Genomic DNA, 23996 nt, shown 5'->3' with positions numbered 1-23996 from the left:
CTTCGAATTGTCTGGTCGTTCGTGTCCGTTCGTTTTAGCCTTCGGAGCGGGTTCTCTTCTTCCGTCATGATGCTTTTCCCCAGCAAGTTCACACTGTCTGCTGTGTGGTTGTTCATCGTCACACTCGCGGTGCATGCGGACGTGTACGTGAGCCCGCAGGGAGGCGGCGCGAAAGACGGCTCCTCCAAGGAGCATGCAGCCTCTGCGGCTAATGATGGACTGCAAAAGGCCTGGGACACCCTGTCGGCTGACGACACGCTCTGGCTCCTGCCGGGTGAATACAAGGAAGTGAGTCTGGATATCGCCGCGCGCTCCGATGACAAGGCGCGAACCCTGGCGGGTGTGGTCGAAGGCGGGAAGCGTGTGGTCTTTGTGGGAGACTTTGACAAGGCCCGGCCTGAGAAGACTGGGGGGCACATCATCACGGTGATGGAGGGGGCTTCACATTGGACGCTGAAGGACCTCGACTTCCGCCAGGTGAATACCGCCGTCCATCTGTTGGGTCGTAACACGGAGGGCGTCATCTCCGGAGTGCGCGTGTACGGCGCACGCGAGGGCATCCGCTCGGAAGGCAAGGGGCGCGGCAGCAAGGAGAACGCGAAGACGAATGGAGTGACGCAAAACATCACCGTACGTGATTGTGTGTTTAAGCATTTTACCAAGCGCGGCTTGCGATTGCTGCCGGGACACAAGGACATCACGATAGAGCGCTGCAGCGCCGATGCGGGTGGCAAGGCCTGGGCCACGGAGCCCTTTCAGATGGGCTTTGCCGTGGAGCAGGATTGTGATGAAATCAATTTCACCGACTGCGAAGCGCGCGGCAGCTACAACGACGCGGGCGATAAGTATTGGAACGGCGATGGCTTCTGCGTGGAGATGGCAGGCACGGTGCGCTGGACACGGTGCCGTGCGTTCGACAACACGGATGGTGGCTGGGACACGAAGGCCAAGCTGTCGGTGTTCGTGGATTGCATCGCCCTGCGCAACAAGCGGAACATCCGCGTATGGGGCGCGGCAACGCTGGAGAATTGCCTCGCCGCGTATGCGCAGTATCCGAAGAGCGCTGATGGCGCGTGTGTATGGAGCAAGGGAGAAGTGCAGATGAAGAACTGCACACTGGTGGGCTCATGTCCCGTGGAGGCTGAGGACGGTGGGCGTGTGATGTTGAAGAGCTGTTATGTCGTGACCTTGCCGAAGGCGGACGGCGAGCGAGATGCGTTTCCGTCGGAAGGGGTGAGCGTGTCTGACAGTGAAGTGGTGCCGAGTGATGCGGAAGGTTTGAAGAACCTTTTCGTGAATCCGGAGAAGGGGTTTGAGAATGGAGAGGGATTCAATCGGAAAGCAGGTGAAAGTGCGGTGGGATACAAGCACGAGAGAAAGTAGCCGGATACGGATGAGCGCGCTCCCGAAGCTACTTTCTACTGAGCCTTCCCCTCACCCCCACAGACCCTTCAGCCGGTCTTTCTCCGGCACCACGAGTGGATACTGCTTGCTCATGGCGTGCGTGGCGATGCCGGCATACTCGCGCAAGGCGATGTGAATATGCTCGGGGCGCACGCGGATGCCCTTCTCCTTTTCTTTCTCCAGCGCCAGCGTGGCAGGATTCAGAGGTGCGGCGAACTGCTTCTCATCGGTCGCGCCGACGACGCGGTTGCCCTTGATGCCGGGTCCCATGAACATGATGGAGCCGATGGACCAGTGGTCCTTGCCATTGCCCTTGTTGTAGGTGGGCGTGCGGCCCATCTCACTCTGGATGATGACGACAATCTTCTCGCGGATCTTCAGATCCTCCGCGCGGCGCATGAGATAGGCGATGCCAGCCAGGAATTCCGGAATCAACTTCATCTGATCCGGGTCATTGTTCGCATGGCTGTCGAACTGGCCGATGGTGAGATTTGCGGAGACACACACGCCGGCCTTGAAGGAAGCCAGCGCGATTTCCGCCTGTTGCGAGAGTCGCTCCTTGGGAATGCTCGCAGGGATGTACGGAGTCACGCGCTCGAGTGCTTTCGAGTTGAGTTGTGCGGCGTAGAGCATGCTTTCGGCGCGTTCCACGCGGGGCAGCAGTTCCTTTGAGATGCGCGCATCGGTATGCTCCTTCAGCGTGCGCTCGATGCGGTCCATCACGAAGTCATCGTGATAGGGTTTCTTCGCATTGCCCTCGATGCCGTCGGCATTCGCCACACGCTGCAGCGAGGGCAGATACGGGATGCGCGACATGGCGACGAGGTTTCCCGTGTTTGAGTAATTGCCGAACGTGAGATACGCGAGTGGGCAGTGAGGTCCGCGTGATGCAGCGATGAGTGCGGCGAACGTGGGATAAGCGAGACTGTCGAGATGCCCCGTGGCCATGTAGCGCGCGCCGGGTGAGTGATTGTTCACCGAGTAGTCGAGCCCATTGAGCACCAGCAGCTCACTGCCGAACTCCTTGTAGAAGTCCTCGTTGCTCATGCCGGACCCTTCCTTCATCTGCTTGGCCGTGGGTGCATACTTGTGCGCTCCCTGCGTGAGGATGTCTCCGTCCTTGTAGAAGCGGTTGATCTCATTGATGCCCTTCGGGTCCATGAGATAGGTGGTGTCCCATCCACCGGAGGCATTGAAGACCACGTAGTACGGTCCCTCGTAGGCAGCGAGATCCTTCTCCGCCGCACGTGCGAGCCGCGGAAAGGTGATGGGCGCTGCCACGCCGAGTCCGGCAAGGCCGCAGAGTTTCAGGAAGTCGCGTCTCATGGCAGTGGCATTACTCGTATAGGAAGTCGGACTGACGCAGCAGGTAGGTCACCACCCCGCGCCAGGCGCGCACGGTGTAGTCCGGGTCTTTGGTACGCGCTTCGCCCTCAGCACGGCAGGAGTAGTTCTCCAGCGGTTCCAGTCCCTTGCGCGCCTTCGCATCGCTGACGATGCCTGCGAACAAATCAAAGGTGCGCGTCACCTCTGCGCTGTCGAGAGCATCAAAACGTCCCAGCACCACTTCATGCAGGTGCACGATGGCCTCGCGGATCTGCTTGTCCTTCTCCGCGGATTCGCCGGGCAGCACATCGGGTTCCATCTTTGGAAAGAGGCGACGCTGATCCGCGGGTTTGGAGAAGTCCAAGGCGACGTTCTTGCACGCGATGTCGTTCGACATGGTACGCTGAATCGCGCCCATGGCTCCACTGGGATCCACGGCGCGCTCGGTGACTTCCTTCGAATCGATGCCGCCGTAGAGGATGGAGTACTGCTTGTCCATCAGCCTGCCCCAGCTCTTGCCAAAGATGGCGGCAACCTTCCGCTCCACCTGCTCCGGCGTGAGCATGCGCGCGAGGCCGATGTCGGCGAGTTCCGTCTCACGCATTGGATTGGCGGTGCTGGTCGCAATACCATCTGCGCGGTAGAAAGGAGACACGGCCCAGGCTTTGAATGCGGTCTTGAGATTGAAGTTTGCCTTCACGAACACATCCACGATTTCCTCCACCTCCTGTCGCTGGGCGCGGTAGGCACGCATCTTCGCTTCATATAGGGGGTCATCGAGCACCTTCGGAGGCAATAGCACTTTGCGACCCGTGAGGGTGCGATAGACATGCTCGACCATCGTGGTGGCAAAGCGTGGATCCTTCACCGTGTGCTCGCCCAGCCACTGCAAGGCGCGCCAGCGTTGATCCACCGGCATGTCCTCACCCTCGAACCCTGCAGGAAAGATATCCTTGAACCACCCATCCTTGCGCGGGCCGAATACCCCTTCGAAGCTGTAGTAGTCCTGGAAGAGGCCGGCCACGGGGTCGATGGTCCTATGGCACACCACGCACTCAGAGGCCTGCATGGTGGGGATTTCATACTTCGCGGTGACCGCGGCGGCATCGGCCACGCGTGCGGCGAGTTCCAGCACATCGATACCGAGGAAGTGCTCATAATACATGCGCGCACGCAGGCGGTTGCGGTTCGTCTCCGTGGTGGGATAGCGACGCAGGTACTGGAAGATGCTCAGCATGCCAGCGTGCGGATAATAGCCTGTCTCGGACTGCTGATGGTCGCGACCCGTGCGGTTCTTCAGCGCATGCAGCCGCACCGGGATGTATTCATACGGGTCTTCGACGTTCTTGAACTTGTCCTTCAGTTCTTCAAACATGCCGTACCCGCGCGAGGTATAGGGTGACATCATGATGTAGTCCGCCGTGACAATCTCAGTGAAGGGATGATCGTGGCGCACGATGTACTTCACCAACTCCAGCGGTTCGCGTATCAGGGCTTCGCGATAATCATCCGCCAGCTTGTAGCGCGCCTTCGTCTGCGCCTTCTCATCGCCCACCTTGGTGAGGTCGAACTTCTGCGTCCAGTGGCGTGTGGTGCTGAAGTGATCATATGACAGCGCGCTCTCCGCGCCATTGTCATAACCACGCACGAGGAAGATGTCATTGAAGGCCTCCGCGAGCCGGTCGTAGAAGGCATCCTCCTTCATCACCGCATCCAGGATGGGGGCGATTGCCTTCAGCCCCTCCTTCTCGACGGCGGCCATCTCTTGTGGTGTAGGCAGACGCGCAGCCAGCGAGAGCGTGAGACGGCGCAGCAGCTTGCGATTGTCCACCATCACGATGCCATCGAAGAAGGGCGGGTCATTCGCGGCGGTGATGGCTGGCTTCGGCAGAGGTTTGCCCTCATGCGCGGCTTCCGTGGAGCGTACGAACTGCTCCAGTACGAGGTAGCGTGGCGAGCCGGGTTTCAACACATCATCGCCACCGTGATCCAGCTTGCCGAGGGCTTTTAGCAGGAGGCGGGAATCATTGAGCTTCGTTTGGGCCTTGTCCGCATCCTTCCCTTCGCCTTCACGCGAGAGCGCCATGCTGCGGAAGGCGGCCCAGTTGTGCTGGGAGGAAACGAGTCGTTCGTCTGAGGTATCACGCGTGGGATCCTGCAGGATGAACTTGCTGTCCTCTGCATCGCCACCCGCCTTGTGGCATTTCAGACAGGATTGCGCACCCACCTTGGCCCAGACCTCGTTCAGGAAATACGGATCCATACCCACACACGCAGGGTCGCGGTGTTCGGCGGGATCTTCAGCTGCCGTGGTGATGTTCAAGCCTGCGAATGTGATCAGCACTGGCAGCGCTTGCGCGAAGCAAAAGAGTCGTCGCACGGAGCAGATGCAAGGCGAGTGCATGGGAAAGCGAAGATGGCTGGCAAGATGCACGGCGCGGTGAGAATGCGACGTGGCACTTGGGCAGGATTCTGTTTAACGTGCCTCCTACGCGCAACATCAGGCCGTCCTTTCCCGGGATTGCGAGGTGCGCACTTAGTCCATGGAGAGGCAGCCTGCGGATCCAGCTCCGTTCGTCGACCTTTACTTCGGCGTGGTCGCTTTCTTGCGTCGCTCGTCCACCCGTCTTTCAAACTCCAGCCTGGTCATGGCTTCGACCTTGAAGTTCCGCAGGCGGATGTTGCAAGGAACCTCACAGTTCACTCCCAACATGATTTGGTCATACTGTTTGGTGGCTTTGGCGAGGTAACTTGTTCTCAGACCGGACCACTTGGCTGAAGAAGAAATCATATTGGTGCCACCATAGGCTCTGCCAGCGATGTCTTTGCCGTCCAGAGCATAGAGGACCAGCGCAATCCCCCCACCATTCAACTCCGTCGCCATGCCCTCCGCGGTGAAGATAATGATGTAGTTCTCCGGCAAAGCCTCGACCTTGCACCGACCAAGAATCACCGTGCCGGCCTTGTCCATCTTCACATCGACCACGCCTTCGTTTGAGACGGAAATCTCACTGCCCACCGGTGGGAGGGGTTCAATGAGGATATCGGCTCCCGATAAGTCCTGCGCGCATGCAAGAATGCCAAGGAAGAGGAGAGCAAATGACTTCATGTCGGTGGAGGTGGATTAGAGATTCACGCTATCATGAGCAAAACGGCACTCTTGTCACGACCTGCATGGACGAGGATGGTGGAAAGATATTCAATGCCACTGTGGGCATACGGAACGCCAATGCCTCACGCATGGAAGCGCCGACGAGCCCTACAAAGTAGTTTTCGGCTTCAGCCGAATTGAAACGTCCCCTGAGTTCGGCTGAAGCCGAAGCCACCTTCCAAAGGCCGCTTCGCGTGAACGAAGCGGCGTTCTCAACACTCCAGGCGCCTACAAAAACCGCGTCTTCAGATGCTTCAGATACGGCGCGGTGCTGGTGGTCTTCCCGGTGGCGTGCTCCATGAGCTGGGCGGGAGAGAGCGTGGAGCCGGGAGCGTGCACATTCTCACGCAGCCAGCCGAGCAGCGGGGCGTACTCGCCCTTGTCCGCGCCTTTGCGAATCGACGCTTTCTTGATCGCCGCGCTGAAGAGCTGCGCAGCATTCAGATTGCCCAAGGTGTAGGTGGGGAAGTAACCAAAGCCACCCATGGACCAGTGGATGTCCTGCAAGCAGCCGCGACGATCATCTGGAGGTGTGCGACCAAACGATTTCTCGAACTCGGCATTCCAGGCGTCGGGCAGCTCAGAGACCTTCAGCGCACCGCTGAAGAGACGACGCTCTAAGGCGAAGCGCAGCATGATGTGCAGGTCATAGGTGGCCTCGTCGGCCTCCACGCGGATGAAGGAGAACTCGGCGCGGTTCACGCCGAGGAGGAATTGATCCAGCGTCAGCTTCTTCAAATGCGGAAAGAGCGAGGTGGCACGCGGATACCACTTCTCCCAGAAGGCGCGCGAGCGGCCCACATGATTTTCCCACAGGCGCGACTGCGATTCGTGGATGCCGAGCGAGACGGCGGCGCCGGAGGGCAGGCCCCATTCCTTCTCCTGCAGGCCCTGCTCATATAGGCCGTGACCCGCCTCATGCATCACACCGAAGAGGGAGGAGAGGAAATCGCGCTCATCATAACGCGTGGTCAGGCGCACATCGCCGGGACCGAAGCCGGAGCAAAAGGGATGCGCCGTGGTATCGATGCGGCCCGCTTCAAAATCGAAGCCGAGTGACTCCGCCACCTCGCGGTTCAGCGTCTGCTGCTTCTCCACGGGGCAGTTCCCCAGCATGGCTTTCTCGGGGGGAGCTTCGGCCTTGGACTTGGCCACGGCCTCCTGCGCAATCTTCGCCACGTGCGGGCGCAGCGCGGTGAAGAGCTTGTCGATTTCCTCCGCCGTGCAGTCGCGCTCGTGCTGGTCCAGCAGCGCATCATACGGCTCGTTCTTGCCACCCCAGCGCTCCGCGATTTCCTGCGAAAGGCCGACGAGCTTTTCCAGGTGCGGGGCGAATCCGGCGAAGTTCGACTCGCTGCGTGCCTTGGCCCAGGCGGCCTGGCCGAGCGAGATGGCCTTGCTGTTCTCCTCCACGAGTTTCTTGGAGAGCTTCGTGGCGCGGTCAAACTCGCGGCGCCACTGGGTGACATTCGACTTGGCCACCGAGGTCTCCGCAGCGCGTTTCGTTTCCACTTCCGCTTGCTCCAGCAGCTTGCCGAAGCGTTTTGAGGTCAGCCGCTCATGCGCCTCACCACTGAGGTGGGCCAGGATGCGCGAGCGGTGCTCGATGCCCTTGGGAGGCATGAAGGTCTCCTGGTCCCAGCCGAGCACCGCCGAAGCGCTCTGGAGGAGATTGATGTCACGCGCGGCCTGGCAAAGCTGATCGTAGGAGGAGGTGGAGAGGGGCATGGGAAATGAATGGTGCGGTGATTCGCGCGCGGATGCAAGAGAAGAGGATGCGCGTTCCTTGTGGAGATCTACGCGTGAGGAATCGCACGGGAAGCGAAACGTCGCGTGACTTTGCGCGCCCGCCCGCCCGACTGCACGAACCTTCATTCCGCCTTGCCCGCCGATTGTCGGCTGGACAAAATGGTCCTCTTCCGGCCATAATGGGGAAACCCTATATCGCTATGACCATCGGCAAAATCCTCGTATGGCTCATTGTTGGAACGCTCGCAGGCACCCTGGCCGGGCGGCTCGTGACCTTCAGCAAGAAAGGCCTCGGCTTCTGGACACATGTGGGCCTCGGCATGCTGGGAGCCCTGGTGGGAGGCCTTCTTTTTGGGGCGCTCCGCATCGATCTGGGGCTCGGTGAGATCAAGGTGACGGGAGAGGATCTCGTGGCAGCGTTCGTCGGTTCTCTCGTGTGCCTCGGGGTATGGTCGCTGATTCGCAAGTACCTCGCCAAGAGAGAGGCCGACGCCGCCAATCCGAGTGAGAGCGGCGGCGGCTGGAAGTGATGTTGACTTCCGAGTTCTGATTTTCCGTTGCGCCATCGTGGAAGGATCCCGCGATGGCGAAATCGTGATCGTGTGGGAAAACTTTCTCACAGGAGTGTAACCTCGGAACAGATGCTCCGAATGGTACTCATGTGCCATTTAATCCCCCCGGCTCAGGTGCTCCCATGACCTGAGAAACGGAGTTCATGTGAATTCCAAATGCATCTTTTATGGCTGGTTCCTCAAAAGACCCCACGTCCGGCGATACGGAGCGTGCGAAGCTCCAGGCTGAGGCGGACAAACTTGCCCGTGAAAACGAAACGATGAGCGCCCGGCTCAAGGCGGTGGAGGCAAAGATGGGCCGCATCACGAAGCGCCCCACACTCGGTGACAAGCTCAAAGCAGCACTGCTCTCCGGGAAGAACGATCCGCTGACCAAGCTCGCCACGGAGCGGGATCAGCTCATGCAGGCCCTTGGCGAAAACCGGAAACAACAGGAAGTAGTTGCTGGCAGGCTGGCTCCCCAGCCGAAGGTGACATTTGCAGAAGAGGTACAGACGTTGGGCCCGAAGAACACGGTGCCAAGTCAGATGGAGCCTCCCAAGCCGATCGATGGACTCTCCCGCAGAGACAGCCTCTCGGGCGAAGACCAGGAGAAGCCGAAGATTTCCCAGGCCTACGAGGAGATCGAGCTGCGCTCCTCCGCTCCCAGTCTTTCACAGACCGGGGATCCCTTGCGGCAGGATGTGTCGGATGGATACAAGCCGGAATCGCGCACGCGCCGTTTCACCCCTTCGCAACAGCAGGATGAGAGCCCCCTGCGACAGGATGTGTCCAGGGGGTATCTCCCGGACGAGCAATTGCAGTCGGAAGGCAACGATGAGGTGAACATGAGTTCCGGGACCACCACCATTTCCCGTGAGGAGAATACCCTGAACTCACCATCCAGGGTCTCGAAGGGTTATGTCGATGTCGAACAGCCATCCGGTTCAACCACTGTCACGCAGAAGGAGAATCCACTGCGCTCCGAAAGCCGGACGGGCTATATCGATGGCAACGACACGGACACCGACACGCCCACGGTTCGGGGGGACTCTCTTGAGCCTGTCCACGTGGATACCTACGCGGCGACCAATGAGAACTCCAAGAACGCGGACCTCGAGCAGTATATCACTCCGACCGAGGCGCAGAAGTCCTATGCCGAGGTGGAGCTTGGCTCCTCAAAGCAGGAGGTGGATGATCTGAGCGGTGAACCAAGTCTTGGAGTAAAAGGTCCCAAGCTCAAGGGTGACCCAAACTTCAAAATGAAGTCCCTCGAAAAGGAGTTTGCCGAAGGGGAGAAAAACGCGCGCTCCACCAAGGTGAAAGTCGGCGGCCAGGAAGTTACGGTGCAGGAAAAGGAGTGGCTCTTCAACATGGCCAACAAACAGAAGCGCGAGAAGGGAGAGCTTGAGTTCACCCGGGAGGAGTGGGATCTGGACTGGGCACGCAAGCAGGCCACCACGCAGTACTTTAATGACGAGCAGCGCTCCTCCCACGAGGTGCATGTGAAGCATGGCAAGCTGCGGCAGGGCTCAGGCACGGAAAGGATGAAGCAAGGTGACCACATTTTTGTGATGGATGGCAAAGGCCAGATCTACACGGCGAAGGACACCGAATTGACCAGTCAGATGGACCATCGTGGGAGGAAGGCGCACGTGCACCATTCCAGCTTCACCGCTGGCGAGGATGTCGCCGGCGCGGGAGAGTTGCAGATTGGCAATGACGGCACGCTCAAAGGCGTCTCTGACCGCAGCGGTCACTACAAGCCCCGTGAAGAGCAGACCAAGCAGACACTGGAGGCCATCGAGAATCAGGGCGTCTCACTCGACAACGTGAAGTTCACCATGGACCGCGGTGAGAAAAGGATTGGGGGCATGGCGAAGGAGTTCCTCCAGGGTCAGGTGACACCGGAGGAACAGCAGCACCGCCAGGAGCTGATCGACTCCGGCAAGAGCGTGAGCGACCTCAGTGGGACGATGGAGAAGACCTTCAAGGACCGCCACAACGTGGTGGATCAGATCAAGAAGGAAGGAACATCTGTGCGCGACTCTCTGCGCAAGACTGGCCACTTGGATAAGATTGAAAAAGCCCAGCAGGAGGGCATGGGGAAGGTGGTCGATGCACCTCCGAAGAAGGGTGTGGGCGGAGTGGGGTAGTCAGGTTCGCCGACAGGCGTATTCCCGTGCCGTCTGTTGACGACGGGAAGCGCGTGGCGAACATGGCGCCATGCTCCGCTCCTTCCTTCTCCAACTGTCTCTTCTCGCCCTGGTGCTCCTGGCGCCGTCATTGCAGGCCCAGCATCCCTTCCTTTGCTGCGACTACAACGGAGGCAAGGTTTGCATTGTCTCCAAAGACGGTCAGATCGAATGGCAGTATGACTGCAAGAATCCGCAGGACTGCTGGAAGCTGCCGAATGGGAACATCCTCTTCTGCTTCGTGAGCGGCGCGCTGGAACTCACCCCGGAGAAGAAAGTGGTGTGGGAGTACAAGGCACCCGCCAAGGTGGAGGTGCATGGCTGCCAGCCGCTGCCGGATGGAAATGTGATGATCGTGGAATGTGGCTCCAGCCGCATCATCGAAGTGGATCACGCGGGAAAGATTGCCAAGGAGATCGCCCTGGTGACGAAGCCGGAGGTGAAGTTGCACAACCAGTTCCGCGGCACCCGCAAGCTGGCGAACGGCCACTACATCGTGTGCTTCAAGGGCGAAGGAAAGATCGTGGAACTGGATGGCGATGGCAAAGTGCTGCGCAGCATCGCCGTCCCCGGAGACCCGCATGGCGCCTATGCACTTCCGGATGGCCACCTTCTTGTGACCTGTGGCGATGCGCATAAGGTCATTGAGCTCGATGCCTCAGACAAAGTCGTGTGGGAACTCAATGAGAATGACGTCCCCGGGAACACCCTGCGCCTCATGGCTGGCTGCCAGCGCCTACCAAATGGCAACACCATCTTCTGCAACTACCTCGGGCACGGACACATTGGTGAGCAGCCTGTGTTCTTCGAGATCACGAAGGACAAGAAGCTCGTGTGGGAGTTCCGCGACGACGCGAAGTTCAAGACGGTGAATCAGATCATGGCGCTGGATGTGCCGGGAGATGTGACGAAGGGCGAGGTGGTGCGGTGATTGGTGGTGGCATGGCCAGGGAGTTTCTCCAGGTTCAGGTGACGCCGGAGGAGCAGTAGCACCGCTAGGAGCGGATCGACTCCGGCAAACACGTGAGCGACCTCAGCGGGGCGATGGAGAAGACCTTCAAGGACCGGCACAATGTGGTGGATCAGATCAAGAAGGAAGGAACGTCCGTGCGCGACTCTCTACGCAAGACGGGCCACCTGGATAAGATCGAGAAAGCCCAACAGCAGGGCATGGGAAATGTGATCGATACACCTCTGAAAAAGGGTGTGGGCGGGGTTCGGTAGGGCGTCGGTTGCTAGATAGAAGGTCAAAGTCCAATAAAAGGAGAGCTATCAATTGGTGGGATCAAGCGCACTCTTCAGCACTGTGAATATCCTCTCCCTATCAGCTGCAGATAGTATGGTTTTAGCCCATTCATGAGCAATAATTTCCCAAACACTCGCGGCGCTCTTTAGAACGCGATCACCTACAAGCGTAGTCCAGTTGTGATGATCCGGCTCTCTCATGGCATCTTCTAGATACCCATAAAGGGACCCCGCCCCGATTCCAAACCGTTCGGTTAGATTGGGCCAGTTTTGACTCCGAAGTCCAGCGAATACTGTGGGCTCAGGAGCTTCATCGCCCGGTAGAACAAAGCACCCCTGTACGACTTCCGAATCGCCGTCCAGGCAAGAAACTGAGCGATATGGGAGTCGTCTTTCGTCCCCGAGCCTCCCAAGCATTTGAACGACGTTTGCAGGACCTACGGGGGTGATTGCGATCCTTCCCAAGACGTCTGCTCCACTTTGATGACTAGCCAAAATCTCCCTGAGAAACACACCGGACTCATCATCTTCCACAAAGACGACTAGCTCGGGGTGGGCGTTATCATCTATACGGCTCATTGCGAATTCCGAACTCACACCGTAAATTACGTTTATACCTTGAGGACCTGGCAGGAGCATCACTCTGGCTTCTTGCGGGAGTTCTTCTAACACAAAAGGGCTGTGCGTACTAAGTATCACTTGGATGCGTTTTTGCCTACACAACCAAAGAAGAAATCGAACAAGCCTTCTTTGTGCGCGTGGGTGCAGTGAAGCCTCAATCTCGTCAATTACCAACATTGAGTAGTTTGGCAACGACTGGAGCGCCCGAAATAGATCTAGGGTGGCATCCTCGCCTGCGCCTTGATGGAACTGCGAAATTTCACCAAATTCCCTCCGAACGACGCCGACGAGTTTCTTCTGATCGATGTCCGAAACAGCGAACCGCGCTTGCCTATAGTCCCTCCCAAGAACGTGCGAGAAACGCTCGGTAAAAGCAGGGTCAAGGTCTTCCGTTGAAACCTCGGCGGCGGCCTGTTTTGCAATTTTGGCGTACCCTGCTGATGCATCGAGCGGAAGGGTCCGCGAAATATCAAAGAGGAAAACATTTCGAGTATATCTTTTCTCGGGAAAGCTCCATCTTACTGCTGGCTTTGAAATGCGAAAAGTCTTGACCTCGTTCCCGAGTTTGATTCGATATTGAAGAGCTACATTCTCAACCTTGTCCCAGTGTGTCACAGGGAAGAAGGTTGATGGATAGTATGTGTTCTTTTTCTCTGGTTGTTCGTACGCAGAGGCTGCGGCCTTCAGCACGGTGCTCTTTCCGGTCCCGTTTTCGCCAATCACAGCACAAATTGGGAATTGGAACTGAATTGCTTGTTTAGACCAGCCCCGCAAACCATCGATCTCAACTGATTCGAGAAACTGAGGCCACTGGGCGGCGAGAAACTGTTGCCGAATCTTATTAATCTCAGACAGATCCATGATTCATTCTGGTATGCTTTCCACGCGACCACAACTTTTTACCACCTTAGAGTAAAAGAATGTAATTTGTGCGCATTAATTGACGAATTAACTGCGCAGGCGATAATCATTTCAAGCCGAAACATGCCTACGATAGATCCCTCAGTACAATTCTTTCGGGACGACTTTCCGAAGACTCTGTTTCCACTCAAAACAAATCTGTGGCTGGTGGAAAACGGCTCCGACGAAATCCTGAAGTACATCTATCAAGAGATCAAGGCGGACGAGTCCGAGGCAGCTGGAGATTTTCAGCAGCAGGAAAAGGTGTTTGCTGCGAAGCATGGCCATCACCTACGTCGGACACACAAGCTGGACCCTGTAGCGGAGTTCTTTCTCTATGAAATAGTGTATAGACACCGGAGCAAGTTCAGGAAAGATGTTCTCTCAAACAGAATGAACTTCGGGTACCGATTCGAGTCGGGCAATCCTATTCCATCGGCAGAGAGCTATAAGGCTTATCGGGTTTGGACTGCAACAAATCACCACGCTTACAAATATAGCTGCACTTTTGACATCTCGACCTACTTCAACTCGGTTTACCATCATGATATTGCGGGTTGGTTTGCACAAATGGCAGATCAAGAGTCGGATTTTCAGATTTTCGGGAAATTTTTTCGACAAATTAACGGAGGAAGGTCTGTTGATTGCCTGCCGCATGGCTTGTATCCGGCAAAAATGATTGGCGGCCACTTTTTAAAATTCGTCGACAATTTCCCTGGTATCGAGAGTCCAATGCTGCTCAGGTTCATGGACGATTTTGTGCTGTTCTCAAATGACCTCAATCAACTCCAGAGAGATTTCATCCTCATACAGCAGCTCCTGGGACAAAAAGGTTTGTCAGTCAATCCGTCGAAAACCGTTTTCCGGCAGAGGCCTGAGCAGTCGTTGGAAGAAAAAATCGATTCTGTACGCGAAGGACTACTGAGGAAGAGACAACTTGCCTTTAGAAGCCTCTATTGGGATGAAGACGAGGATGAAGAGGAACAGTCAGATTTTTTAAATCCCGGTGAGGAGAGCTATCTGTTAAATCTTCTAGATTCTCCGAAGCTAGAGGAAGAGGACGCAGATCTGGTTTTGGCCTACCTAAGCAATAAGGCAGAAAATCTGCTTGAGCACATAAGTAAGATCCTTTGGAGCTTTCCCTACCTTTCAAAGAATGTCTTCCTTTTCTCAAAGTTCATCAACGACAAGTCTGGGCTGCTGAATGCGGTGCAGGACTTTTTAGGCCAAAGCGAAGTTGTTTCCGATTATTCGCTGTTCTGGGCAACTTGTATCCTGGAGGACTATCTTCTTGGCACAAAGGGATCCGAGGCGCTTGTAGCAACGCTAATGGAGCATCCCAAGGCCTCAAAGGTTTCAAAAGCAAAGCTTCTAGAGATTCCAGACCCGCGTTTTGGTCTTCGTGAGTACAGGGAACAAATTCTTCGGAATGGAGGCTCAGATTGGTTGAGTTGGAGCTCAGCTGTGGGAGCTCGCACGGAGAAAAAAGCCGCAAGAAATCAACTGATAAAATATTTCGCAAAGAGCAGCAGGATTAATGCATTAATCGCGGAGATTGTTCACAAAAGCTGAACGCCGATAGCGGTTTCTCATCCCAATATCTCCCGCACCACCCGCCCCTCATCCGCGGGCCCGATGAGCCGCTGGTTGAGGCCTTGGTAGCGGTAGCTCAGGCGCTTCGCGTCGAAGCCGAGTTGGTGGAGGATGGTGGTCTGAAGATCGCGGATGGTGACTTTGCCTTCGACGACGTCATAGCCGAGTTCATCGGTGGCGCCGTGAACCACGCCGCCTTTCACGCCACCGCCGGCCATCCACATGCCGAAGCAGTTGGGGTGGTGGTCGCGGCCGAGGAACTTGCTGCCGCCGCGGGCTTCATTCATGGGTGTGCGGCCGAACTCGCCGCCCCACACCACGAGCGTGCTTTCCAGCATGCCGCGCTGCTTGAGATCCTTCACGAGGGCAGCGCAGGCCTGGTCGACGTCTCTGCACTTCTCGGGGAATTTGTTCACGAGGTCATCGCCTTTGCCGGTGCCGTGAATATCCCAGCCCCAGTCGAAGAGCTGGATGTAGCGCACGCCATTCTCGACGAGACGACGGGCGAGGAGGCAGTTGTTGGCGAAGGAGCCTTCACCCGGCTTCGCGCCGTACATGTCGAGGATGTGCTTGGGCTCGCGCGTGATATCGAACGCCTCCGGCACGGCCGCCTGCATGCGGTAGGCCAGCTCGTACTGCGCGATGCGTGTGACCGTTTCCGGGTCGCCGTATTCTTTGGCTTCGATCTGGTTGAGCTTTGCGAGGGCATCCAGCGTACGGCGGCGTGAGTCGCGGCTCATGCCTTCGGGATTGCTGGAGAAGAGGATGGGCTCGCCCGTGGTGCGGCACTGCACACCTTGATACACGCTGGGGAGGAAGCCGCTGCTCCACAGGCTCTTCCCGCCCGTGGGATCCGTACCACCGCTCAGCAGCACCACGAAGCCCGGCAGGTCGGAGTTCTCGCTGCCGAGACCATAGGTGGCCCAGGAACCGATGGCTGCGCTGCCGGCACGCATGTTTCCTGTGTGCACAAACAGTTCCGCCGGCGCGTGGTTGAATTGATCCGTGGTCATGGAACGGATGACCGCCACCTCGTCCACAATCTGCATGAAGTTCGGCATCAGCTCGCATACGGACAGGCCGTTACCGCCTGCTTGCTCGAACTTGTGCGGATGGCCCAGCATCTTCGGCAGGCCCTTGATGAAGGCGAAGCGCTTGCCCTTGATGAGCGACTCCGGACAGTCCTGCATGTTCAGCTCATTGAGCTTCGGCTTGTAGTCGAAGAGGTCGAGTGTCGGCGGTGCGCCGCTCATGTGCAGGTAGATCACCGCGCGCGCCTTGGCGGGCATCGGCGGTTCTTTGATCGCAAGGGGATTCGCGCCACCCGCAGGAAGCGCGGAGGCCTGTGCGCCGTGATGCAGCAGGCTCTGCAAGGCAATCGCGCCCAATCCCACGCCACCGCGCGTGAGGAACGTGCGGCGTGTCTGCGCCTGCAGGCGTTGAAGTTCGAGGTGAGCGTTCATGAAGATAAGGTCAGCCTTTGGTGAGCACACCATCGAGGTTCAGCAGCACGTTCGCCACGGCGGTCCAGGCGGCGGCTTCGGCGGGCGGGGTGTTCGGAGCGAAGCCTTTCTCAGCGGGCAGGGTGGTGCTGGTGGAGAGCTTCTTCGCGTCCTCGGCATTCGCCTGGTAGTTCGCGAGTTCCTGCTGGTAGAGCTGCACCAGGGTGGCGACTTGCTCTGCGGTTACCGGACGTGCGAGGCACAGCTCCATGCCGAACTCCACACGTTCCTCTACCGTCGCGCCGCCTTCACGCAGGATGCGTGCGCCGAGTGCCTGGGCCATTTCCACATAAGCGGGATCGTTCAACGTCACGAAGGCCTGCAGGGGTGTGTTCGTAGGCAGGCGGCGCATGGTGGAGTTCTCACGGCTCGGGGCATCGAAGGTGGCCATGCTGGGATAGGGCACAGTGCGGCGCCAGAAGGTGTAGAGGCCGCGGCGATAACGATCCTCACCTTTGCTGGTGTCCCACGAGCGCTGGCCATTGAAGGCAGCACGCCACAGGCCATCCGGCTGCGGAGGATACACACTCGGACCACCCATCTTGGGAGAAAGGAGATTGCTCAAGGCGAGCGCCTGATCGCGCACCTGTTCCGCATCAAGACGACGGCGCGGGTAGTGACTGAGCCATTCGTTGCGCGGGTCCTTCTTCACCGAGTCCGCAGAGGGACGGCTCACCTGCCGGTACGTCTGGCTCATCACGATCTCGCGTAGCAGGGCCTTCGTGTCCCACTTCAGATCCATGAACTGCACCGCGAGGTAGTCGAGCAGCTCCGCGTTCGTGGGCAAGGTGCCCTGCGTGCCGAAGTCCTCCTCCGTCTCCACGAGTCCGCGTCCAAACAACTGTGCCCAGAAGCGGTTCACGGCCACGCGTGCGGTGAGCGGATTGTCACGCGACATCAGCCAGTGCGCCACGGTGAGGCGTGATGCAGGTCCGGCCTCGGGTGATTTGTGGAAGGACTTCAATAGAGCAGGCTGCACCTTGTCGCCGGGCATGAGGAAGTTGCCTTTCACGAGGAAGTGGCTCTCACGCTGCTTGTCCTTCACGAGTTCCTTCATCACGGGCACGGCGAGCGGCTTGATGCCCACGAGCGCCTTTTGTTTTGCCTCAAGCTCCTTGCGCGTGTCAGCGAAGGCTTTCGACGTGGGCTTGTAATAGGCGAGGAGCGTCGCAGCATCAGCAGGCGTGCGATCCTTCGCGGGCGTGGCGAGGATGTTCCGGATATTCTCCGGAAGCGCCGGCTGCGGTGCGGCATCCGTGGTGATGGAAATGCGATAGCGTCCCAGCGTGTGGTTCGATCCGTAGTGCTGCGCGAGCGTGAACGTGAGCTTCGTGTCCTTGCCCGCCTCGCCAAACGGACGTGAGGCGACAAACACGGCGCGATGATCCACACCAAAGCTCGGCCCCACTGCCCAGCCGGTGTCATCCTTACCATCGATGGCGTTCTTCGCTGGATAGTCCTGCTGCTCGAAGTCAGCAGTAACATCGCGGAACGCGACTAGCGTGGGCCCACCCAGTGTGAAGCTAGCGCTCGGCTTCGGCTCGGCTGCTTGTTGCGTGCGGAAGAGCTCTTCGCGGTTCCCTCCCAATGCGGTCACGACAAAATTCTCGGTGCGTTTGCTGGTGTCACCGTCCGTGCGATTCCACACGGTCACGGAGTCGATGGGCATCTCGCTCTTCAAATCGATCTCCCACCACGGATCATCCTGCTGGGCACAATGACTGACAGACTTCTTTGCGTAGTTGCCGTCCGTATTGCCGTCGTTCGCGAGTTTGGCGGGACCATCGTATCCCGTGGAGGACTGGCTGGCCGCGCCTTGCAGGGCCACGTTCTTACCGCCGGAGAACACCTGCACCTCGGCGAGGTGAAGCAGGCGGGCCTTTCCAGGGAGCGACACACGCACGTAGCGCGCACGTTTCGCCTCAGCTTTGGCATCCACAGGCACCGTGCTGAGCTTGAACTCGCTCAGCACAAAGTTCCCGCCACCTGAGCGACCGGGTCCTTTGCCGGGCAGGCTGTCGCTCGCGAGGGCCTCCACCAGTACGCCGGTGATGCGCTTGCCCTGCGCCGTGGCTTCCACGGTGTGCACATCGGATTCGGCTGCGTCCGCCAGGATGGAGAGGTCCTCGGCCTGCTGCAATTTCACGCCCTTCTGGGATTTCAACGAAGTGACGGCGAGCGGCTCCCACCTGGTGGGTTGTTTGATGGTGCTTTCCCATGCGGCCAGTTCCTTCTGCAGTTCAGGCGAGGCCGTTTCATTCATGCGCTTTTCCAGCGTGGCGATCTCGCCCTGTAGCACCTGCGTCTTCTGCTTCTGTTCTTCTGTCGGCTTGGGCAGGGTCGGGGACTCATCTCCTTTGTCGCTGTCCTCCGTCTGGTTGAAGATGGCGAAGAACTCGTAGTATTCCTGCTGCGTGATGGGGTCGAACTTGTGCGAGTGGCACTGCGCGCAGCCGAGCGTGAGGCCCATCCACGTCTGCATGGTGGTGGCGATGCGGTCCTTCACAGCAGCGACTCGAAACTCCTCGTCATCTGTGCCGCCTTCGGTGTTCGTCATCGTGTTGCGATGGAAGGCGGTGGCCACGAGTTGCTCCTCCGTCGCATTCGGCAGGAGGTCACCCGCAATCTGCTCCGTGGTGAACTGGTCGTAGGGCAGGTTGCGATTGAAGGCCTGGATGACCCAATCGCGATATGGCCAGATATTGAGGCGCAACGGGTCGCTGCCGTAGCCTGCGGAGTCCGCATAGCGCGCGATGTCCAGCCACACGCGAGCCCAGCGTTCACCATAGGCGGGCTTCGCAAGATAACGATCCACCATGCTGGCGTACGCCGTGTCGCTGGTGTCTTGCAGATAGGCTTTCACTTCCTCCGGACTCGGCGGCAGGCCCGTGAGATCCAAGGCCACACGGCGTATCAGGGTGTATCTGTCCGCCTCGGGAGACAGGGCGAGGCCGTGCTCCTGTTGCTTTTGAGCGATCCAGCCATCAATGGGATCCATCTTGCCCTCCGGCTTCCGTTTCACCGGCGGGATGAAGGCCCAGTGCTCCAAGTATTCCGCGCCCTGCGCGATCCACTTCCGCATGATCTCGATTTCCCGCGTGCTCAGCGCGTGCCCATGCTCCGGTGGCGGCATGACCTCATCCGGATCCTTGGTGAGGATGCGCTTCATCACCTCGCTGTTGTCCGGGTCCTTCGGCTTCACGGCGAAGGTACCCTTGTGAACCTTCACCGCCTCGTCGCGCAGATCGAGGCGCAGCTTGGCCTTGCGCGAGCTTTCATCCGCCCCGTGACAGTGGAAGCATTTCTCCGAGATGATGGGCCGCACATCGCGGTTGTAGTCCACGATGGCAGGCACGGGCCTGTTCTTGAAGACATCCCCATGTGGATTTTCCTCCGCGCGCAGGACCGGACCAAAACCGGCCATGCTGAGGAGAGCCACCGTGCAGGTGGCGGACGCGTGGAATCGCGGAGCGGAGATCATAGTGCGGGCAAGAGGACAAATACGTCCGGGGACCCCATAGTTTCTCAGTCCCCATGTCGGGGGGCAAGACCTCAGGTGGTCCGGGGATGGAGCATGCGTTCACAGAACTTTTACAATCCATTCACGGCGCGTTGACACAGAACGGTGTGGAATGGGCCAGAGTCTTTTCAACGCCAGCATCGAGCACCGCTGACGACTGCTTCACTCCTCATCATGATGCCCATGAAAACTCATCGTATTCTCTGTTTATTCGCCTCTGTGGCGCTCTGGCTCGCCCCGTCGGCGGGCGGACTGCATGCCCAGAAAGCCACCCCCGCCGAAGCCAAACCGTCCCAGGGTGAAGCGACCAAGCCTCCCGGAGACCCCTTCGTGAAGGGCAAACCCACGCCTGCCAAGCCCCCGGCTGCCCCAGAGGCACCACCGCATCACCTCGTGTTCACCTTCGAGACTTACAAGATGCCGCAGAGCGCCCTGGATGCGCTTCACGAGGAAGCACTGGCACCCCAGCCCTTCTTTGACCGCGTACGTCAGATGGTCACTGCAGGTCAGGCAGCCTTGGAGTCGCTCCTGGTCGTACCCACCAGGAGCGGACAGCGCTCCACCGTGGAGAGCGTGGATGAACTCATCTATCCCACAGAGTTTGATCCTGCCGTGCCCGGCAGACCCTTCCATTTCCCCACCGCGTATGAGATGCGTCCCCTGGGCGAGCGCATCGAACTCGATCCGGTGGAGGGGCCAGATGGCGCGATCGTAGATCTGAACGCCGCCCTTTCTTTTACCCGCCTGGCAGGATTCACCGCCGCCAAGGCAGATCCGAACGCGGATGGCGAGGTGCTTCCCGTGATTGCATCAAGAATGATCAACAGTGCAATGAGCTGCCGCATTGGCGTTCCCACCTTGATGGGGACCACGAGTAGTCCCAAGGGCACAGGGGTCACCGGAGCGGATGGAGATGGGTCTGTCAGCATCACTTTTGTGCGCTATGGGCACTCCAGTCCGGTGCCGGCTGATGTGCCTGCTGTGGCTGACGATGCCGCTGACATTTCCAAGAACATCCGCATGGTCTTCCGCTTCTATTCTCTTCCCCGGGAGAAAGCGCGTGACCTCATCGCAGAAACCGTGGATGCGGACATCCTTTTGCAAAAAACGACGTCTCTGCCCAAGGATGAAGCAAAGCTGGAACGGGTGGTCACCGTTATCACCCGCTCCGGGCAGCGAAGCCTCACAGCAGAGAGCGGGGAGTGGATGTACGGCACGGAAATGGTTCCCTCTGCACCGCCAAAAGTCGATGCAAAGGTCGCCAAGCCCGCAGGCCCGGCCGATCCTAAAGACCAGGCAGCGAAGCCTGCGGCGACCCCGACCCAGCCCGTATTCAAGAAGGGAGCGCCATTGCTGCCCGCAGGGTTTTCCAGGTTCGAGACCCGACCGACCGGCTGGCGTATTGAGGTTGATCCTGTGCTCAGCATCAAAGCCAATGTCGTGGATCTCAACCTTGCTCCAGAACTGGTGGAGTACCGGGGCATTGTTCAGGGGCATCCCCTCCTGGCACGTTATCCGGAGCAGCCCATGTTCGCCGCGCAGAAGGTGACCACCGCCGTGACCGCCGTGGTGGGTCGCCAATGCTTTCTTGGCACCATGAGCCGCCCTCATGATACCGGCGCGAATGGCCGGCAGGATGATGGCCGGACCTGGTTTGCCTTCGTGAAAGTGACCGTGGAGTAGCGAGCAGGCTCGCTGTTTCACTGAGTCCATGCTTTGAATGGAACCATGACACCCGGTGCGCCACGCCTGACCCTGATGCTGCTGCTCTTCACGGCAGCATGCATCATGGCGGGAGGCGCCGCGCTGTCCCGCCGGGAGGAAGTGGTGCGTGTCCCGCAGGATCGCGCGCCGCTCAAACAGCTCGCGACGGCTCTGCAGAAGGAACTCTTGCGACTGGAGGCGCTTCATGAAAAGCACCTGGAGGGCATGGTCACTCGAGTGACGATGTCGGACACGTTCGGTACGCAGCAGGCGTGCGGGGAAATCGCCGGGGTGGTGGCGTGCTCCTTCCTCCTGCGCTCGACACCGCGCGAAGAACATGTGCGCCTCGCGAGGATCCCGGCAGGCAAGTACGCCTTGCCCACTTTCGAATCACCTTCGTTGAATCGTTCCGACCTCCGCCTGCTGGATAAGGCCGCCTTTACCAAAGACGATGCCCCGCAAGAGGGATGGCTGGAGGATCCGGCGTGGCCTCTGATGTACTGGAGCCGTGGGCCGGGCAATTGGATCGTTTTCGTCACCATTGAACCAAAGGAGGTACAGACTGCGGTGGATGGCTGGATCAAGGAGTGGCTGCTGAGGCATCCGGAATTCCATGAGGTGCTGGAAGGGCAGATGGAGCTGGTGACCCCTTCGGGCACCCGGCTGGGCGGTGCCGCCACACCCTCGGGGGATGAATCACCCCACTGGTCCCAGTCACTGGTCACACGCTATGGCAGCTGGCAGCTCGCGTCCTGGGACCGGATGGAAACAAGCGTGGTGTATCACCTTCCAACACTTGTGGTGGCGGGACTGTTGTCGATCCTCGTCGCACTGTTGGGCGTCGCCGTCTTCGTCCAGCAGCGCCGCGCGCACCGGCTTGCCATGCAACGTGTGTCTTTTGTGAACCGTGTCTCACATGAGCTGCGCACCCCGCTCACGAACATGCTGCTGAACCTTGATATCATCGAGGACTCGCTGCCCCACGAAGGACGTGCGGCTTCACGTCTGGCACTGGTGCGGGAGGAGGCGGGAAGGCTGGCGCGGCTCATTGCCAATGTTCTCACTTTCTCCCGCCGTGAGCAGGGATCGCTGAAGCTTCGCCCGGTGGCGTGCTGTCCCGCACAAGTGGTGGATGCGGTGGTGGACCAGTTTGCTCCCAGTTTCGCCAGGCATGGCATCACTGTCATTCGGGAGGACGGGGCAGATGACACACCCTGTGGCCTGGATCCGGATGCGCTATCGCAGATCACGGCGAACCTGCTTTCCAACGTGGAGAAATACGCGCCTGGGGCACCCGTGCAGATCTCCACGCAGCGCGAAGGGAATGACTTCGTGCTCACGGTGCATGATGGTGGCCCCGGGGTCTCCGCTGCAGATGCGACTCGTGTGTTCGAGCCCTTCGTACGGCTGGATGATCGTGTGGCTGCTGGAGTCACCGGCACCGGGCTGGGACTCAGCATCGCTCGCGAGCTGGCGCAGCGCATGGGAGGCTCGCTGGAGTTGGGGCTTCCGTCCGACGGTAACAACGACGCGAAGGGTGCCTGCTTTGTCCTGCGTGTTCCTGTCGTAGACCCTCCCAAGAAAGGCGACTCTGGACCCGGAAACGTGGCCATGGTCGAATCCACCTCTTCAGTTCCATCACCCTCGCAATCTCAATCAGCACCATCATGAAGGTTTTGATCGCAGATGACGATCCCATTACGCTTGATTCCTTGGCGGCCTGCCTGGAGCCGGAGGGGTTTGTCAATGTGCTGGCGCGGGACGGAGAGGAGGCGTTCGCGCTCTGGCAGCAGCAGCAGCCCGCGCTCGTGTGCTTGGATATCATGATGCCGCGCATGGATGGTTACGAAGTCTGCCGCCGCATCCGCGAGCGGGATCCCCTGGTGCCGGTGCTCTTCCTCAGCGCCAAGAGCGAGGAAGTCGATGTGGTGGTCGGACTCCGGCTTGGTGCGGATGATTTCATCCGGAAGCCCTTTGGCAGGCAGGAACTCCTCGCGCGCATTCACGCGGCACTGAGGCGTTCACAGAAATCCTCCGTTGGCAACGGTCGCGGGAAGGTCTTCGTCATGCAGGATATCATGGTGTATCCGCACGAACTCCGCGCCACGAGGGAGGGGGGAGAAATCGGGCTCACCCCACGCGAGGTCAGCATTCTGCAGCTCTTGCATGAGCGCATCGGAGAGGTGGTCACTCGAGATGAGCTCCTCGATCGCTGCTGGGGCCTGCAGTATCTGCCGGAGTCGCGCACCCTGGATCAGCACATTGCCAAGCTGAGACGGAAGGTGGAGCGGGATGTGGAGCACCCGCGGATCATTGAGACCGTGCGCAGCATGGGCTACCGCCATCGCACGGCCAGCGCTGCAGGTGCCGGTACAGACACCTAGAGCATCTTCACTAATACTATAGCCATTTACTCAACCCATCCCAGAGGGATGAAAGCATGTAGCCGGTGGTTGAGCGTAGCGACACCACCGGAAGGGCGTATTTCTCCCTTCGCACCCCGGCAGGGGTGCAAGCGAGGTGGTAGGACGCTAC

At 58.9% G+C, this 23996-nt stretch carries 16 protein-coding genes; 9 read left to right on the top strand and 7 right to left on the bottom strand.

Annotation, left to right across the window (positions count from 1 at the left end):
• Positions 1 to 66 precede the first annotated feature (66 nt).
• A complete protein-coding gene (locus tag G5S37_RS00470; RefSeq protein ID WP_165199650.1) occupies positions 67 to 1383 on the top strand; it encodes a right-handed parallel beta-helix repeat-containing protein in 1317 nt (438 codons plus the stop codon).
• Positions 1384 to 1434: 51 nt separating this feature from the next.
• Here the strand turns inward: G5S37_RS00470 and G5S37_RS00465 are convergent, their stop codons facing one another.
• From G5S37_RS00465 to G5S37_RS00450, 4 genes are all read right to left on the bottom strand, one after another.
• Positions 1435 to 2730, bottom strand: coding sequence for a DUF1501 domain-containing protein (locus tag G5S37_RS00465; RefSeq protein ID WP_165199648.1), 1296 nt, complete (start codon positions 2728 to 2730; stop codon positions 1435 to 1437).
• A gap of 10 nt (positions 2731 to 2740) precedes the next feature.
• Complete coding sequence (locus G5S37_RS00460) at positions 2741 to 5110, bottom strand: hypothetical protein (protein WP_206026257.1); 2370 nt, start codon at positions 5108 to 5110, stop codon at positions 2741 to 2743.
• 204 nt (positions 5111 to 5314) lie between these two features.
• Complete coding sequence (locus G5S37_RS00455) at positions 5315 to 5839, bottom strand: hypothetical protein (RefSeq protein WP_165199646.1); 525 nt, start codon at positions 5837 to 5839, stop codon at positions 5315 to 5317.
• Between the two features lie 270 nt (positions 5840 to 6109).
• Positions 6110 to 7609, bottom strand: a complete 1500-nt coding sequence (locus tag G5S37_RS00450; protein ID WP_165199644.1) for a carboxypeptidase M32 — start codon at positions 7607 to 7609, stop codon at positions 6110 to 6112.
• Positions 7610 to 7830: 221 nt separating this feature from the next.
• Between G5S37_RS00450 and G5S37_RS00445 the strand changes: the two genes are divergently transcribed.
• From G5S37_RS00445 to G5S37_RS00430, 4 genes are all read left to right on the top strand, one after another.
• Positions 7831 to 8160 carry a GlsB/YeaQ/YmgE family stress response membrane protein gene (locus G5S37_RS00445; RefSeq protein WP_165199642.1) on the top strand — a complete coding sequence of 110 codons (330 nt, stop codon included), beginning with the start codon at positions 7831 to 7833 and terminating at the stop codon, positions 8158 to 8160.
• A 209-nt stretch (positions 8161 to 8369) separates the two neighbouring features.
• Positions 8370 to 10337 (top strand): hypothetical protein, encoded by a 1968-nt coding sequence (locus tag G5S37_RS00440; RefSeq protein WP_165199640.1) that lies wholly within the window; start codon positions 8370 to 8372, stop codon positions 10335 to 10337.
• A 70-nt stretch (positions 10338 to 10407) separates the two neighbouring features.
• Complete coding sequence (locus G5S37_RS00435; RefSeq protein ID WP_165199638.1) at positions 10408 to 11307, top strand: PQQ-binding-like beta-propeller repeat protein; 900 nt, start codon at positions 10408 to 10410, stop codon at positions 11305 to 11307.
• 92 nt (positions 11308 to 11399) lie between these two features.
• Positions 11400 to 11600: a hypothetical protein gene (locus G5S37_RS00430; RefSeq protein ID WP_165199636.1), complete on the top strand. Its 201-nt coding sequence runs from the start codon at positions 11400 to 11402 to the stop codon at positions 11598 to 11600.
• 48 nt (positions 11601 to 11648) lie between these two features.
• Here G5S37_RS00430 and G5S37_RS00425 read toward each other — a convergent pair whose 3' ends face one another.
• Entirely contained in the window at positions 11649 to 13103 is a 1455-nt protein-coding gene (locus tag G5S37_RS00425; RefSeq protein WP_165199634.1) for an ATP-binding protein, read from the bottom strand.
• 123 nt (positions 13104 to 13226) lie between these two features.
• On the opposite strand from G5S37_RS00425, the gene drt5 reads away from it, so the two are divergent.
• Positions 13227 to 14714 (top strand): antiviral reverse transcriptase Drt5, encoded by a 1488-nt coding sequence (drt5, locus tag G5S37_RS00420; protein ID WP_165199632.1) that lies wholly within the window; start codon positions 13227 to 13229, stop codon positions 14712 to 14714.
• A 17-nt stretch (positions 14715 to 14731) separates the two neighbouring features.
• On the opposite strand, the gene G5S37_RS00415 is transcribed toward drt5, so the two are convergent.
• Both G5S37_RS00415 and G5S37_RS00410 read right to left on the bottom strand, forming a co-directional pair.
• Positions 14732 to 16198, bottom strand: coding sequence for a DUF1501 domain-containing protein (locus tag G5S37_RS00415; protein WP_165199630.1), 1467 nt, complete (start codon positions 16196 to 16198; stop codon positions 14732 to 14734).
• A 10-nt stretch (positions 16199 to 16208) separates the two neighbouring features.
• Positions 16209 to 19718, bottom strand: coding sequence for a DUF1553 domain-containing protein (locus G5S37_RS00410; RefSeq protein ID WP_240914770.1), 3510 nt, complete (start codon positions 19716 to 19718; stop codon positions 16209 to 16211).
• A 222-nt stretch (positions 19719 to 19940) separates the two neighbouring features.
• On the opposite strand from G5S37_RS00410, the gene G5S37_RS00405 reads away from it, so the two are divergent.
• The 3 genes from G5S37_RS00405 to G5S37_RS00395 are packed head-to-tail and all read left to right on the top strand — an operon-like array spanning position 19941 to position 23845.
• Entirely contained in the window at positions 19941 to 21440 is a 1500-nt protein-coding gene (locus tag G5S37_RS00405) for a hypothetical protein (RefSeq protein WP_165199628.1), read from the top strand.
• A gap of 45 nt (positions 21441 to 21485) precedes the next feature.
• Positions 21486 to 23132 carry a HAMP domain-containing sensor histidine kinase gene (locus tag G5S37_RS00400; protein ID WP_165199626.1) on the top strand — a complete coding sequence of 549 codons (1647 nt, stop codon included), beginning with the start codon at positions 21486 to 21488 and terminating at the stop codon, positions 23130 to 23132.
• Positions 23129 to 23845 carry a response regulator transcription factor gene (locus G5S37_RS00395; protein WP_165199624.1) on the top strand — a complete coding sequence of 239 codons (717 nt, stop codon included), beginning with the start codon at positions 23129 to 23131 and terminating at the stop codon, positions 23843 to 23845. The genes G5S37_RS00400 and G5S37_RS00395 overlap by 4 nt, the downstream gene beginning before the upstream one ends.
• Positions 23846 to 23996 lie beyond the last annotated feature (151 nt).

Origin of the sequence: Roseimicrobium sp. ORNL1 (assembly GCF_011044495.1) — a bacterium.
GTDB lineage: Bacteria > Verrucomicrobiota > Verrucomicrobiia > Verrucomicrobiales > Verrucomicrobiaceae > Roseimicrobium.
The sequence above is the reverse complement of the archived record's forward strand: the minus strand, read 5'-3'. Positions and strand labels throughout refer to the sequence as shown.

Excerpts from the sequence above, each read along its gene's own strand:
- G5S37_RS00400 (WP_165199626.1), top strand. The coding sequence starts at position 21,486 with ATGACACCCGGTGCGCCACGCCTGACCCTGATGCTGCTGCTCTTCACG.
- drt5 (WP_165199632.1), top strand. The coding sequence starts at position 13,227 with ATGCCTACGATAGATCCCTCAGTACAATTCTTTCGGGACGACTTTCCG.
- G5S37_RS00425 (WP_165199634.1), bottom strand. The coding sequence starts at position 13,103 with ATGGATCTGTCTGAGATTAATAAGATTCGGCAACAGTTTCTCGCCGCC.
- G5S37_RS00445 (WP_165199642.1), top strand. The coding sequence starts at position 7,831 with ATGACCATCGGCAAAATCCTCGTATGGCTCATTGTTGGAACGCTCGCA.
- G5S37_RS00455 (WP_165199646.1), bottom strand. The coding sequence starts at position 5,839 with ATGAAGTCATTTGCTCTCCTCTTCCTTGGCATTCTTGCATGCGCGCAG.
- G5S37_RS00470 (WP_165199650.1), top strand. The coding sequence starts at position 67 with ATGATGCTTTTCCCCAGCAAGTTCACACTGTCTGCTGTGTGGTTGTTC.
- G5S37_RS00465 (WP_165199648.1), bottom strand. The coding sequence starts at position 2,730 with ATGAGACGCGACTTCCTGAAACTCTGCGGCCTTGCCGGACTCGGCGTG.
- G5S37_RS00450 (WP_165199644.1), bottom strand. The coding sequence starts at position 7,609 with ATGCCCCTCTCCACCTCCTCCTACGATCAGCTTTGCCAGGCCGCGCGT.
- G5S37_RS00415 (WP_165199630.1), bottom strand. The coding sequence starts at position 16,198 with ATGAACGCTCACCTCGAACTTCAACGCCTGCAGGCGCAGACACGCCGC.
- G5S37_RS00395 (WP_165199624.1), top strand. The coding sequence starts at position 23,129 with ATGAAGGTTTTGATCGCAGATGACGATCCCATTACGCTTGATTCCTTG.
- G5S37_RS00440 (WP_165199640.1), top strand. The coding sequence starts at position 8,370 with ATGGCTGGTTCCTCAAAAGACCCCACGTCCGGCGATACGGAGCGTGCG.
- G5S37_RS00405 (WP_165199628.1), top strand. The coding sequence starts at position 19,941 with ATGAAAACTCATCGTATTCTCTGTTTATTCGCCTCTGTGGCGCTCTGG.
- G5S37_RS00410 (WP_240914770.1), bottom strand. The coding sequence starts at position 19,718 with ATGATCTCCGCTCCGCGATTCCACGCGTCCGCCACCTGCACGGTGGCT.
- G5S37_RS00435 (WP_165199638.1), top strand. The coding sequence starts at position 10,408 with ATGCTCCGCTCCTTCCTTCTCCAACTGTCTCTTCTCGCCCTGGTGCTC.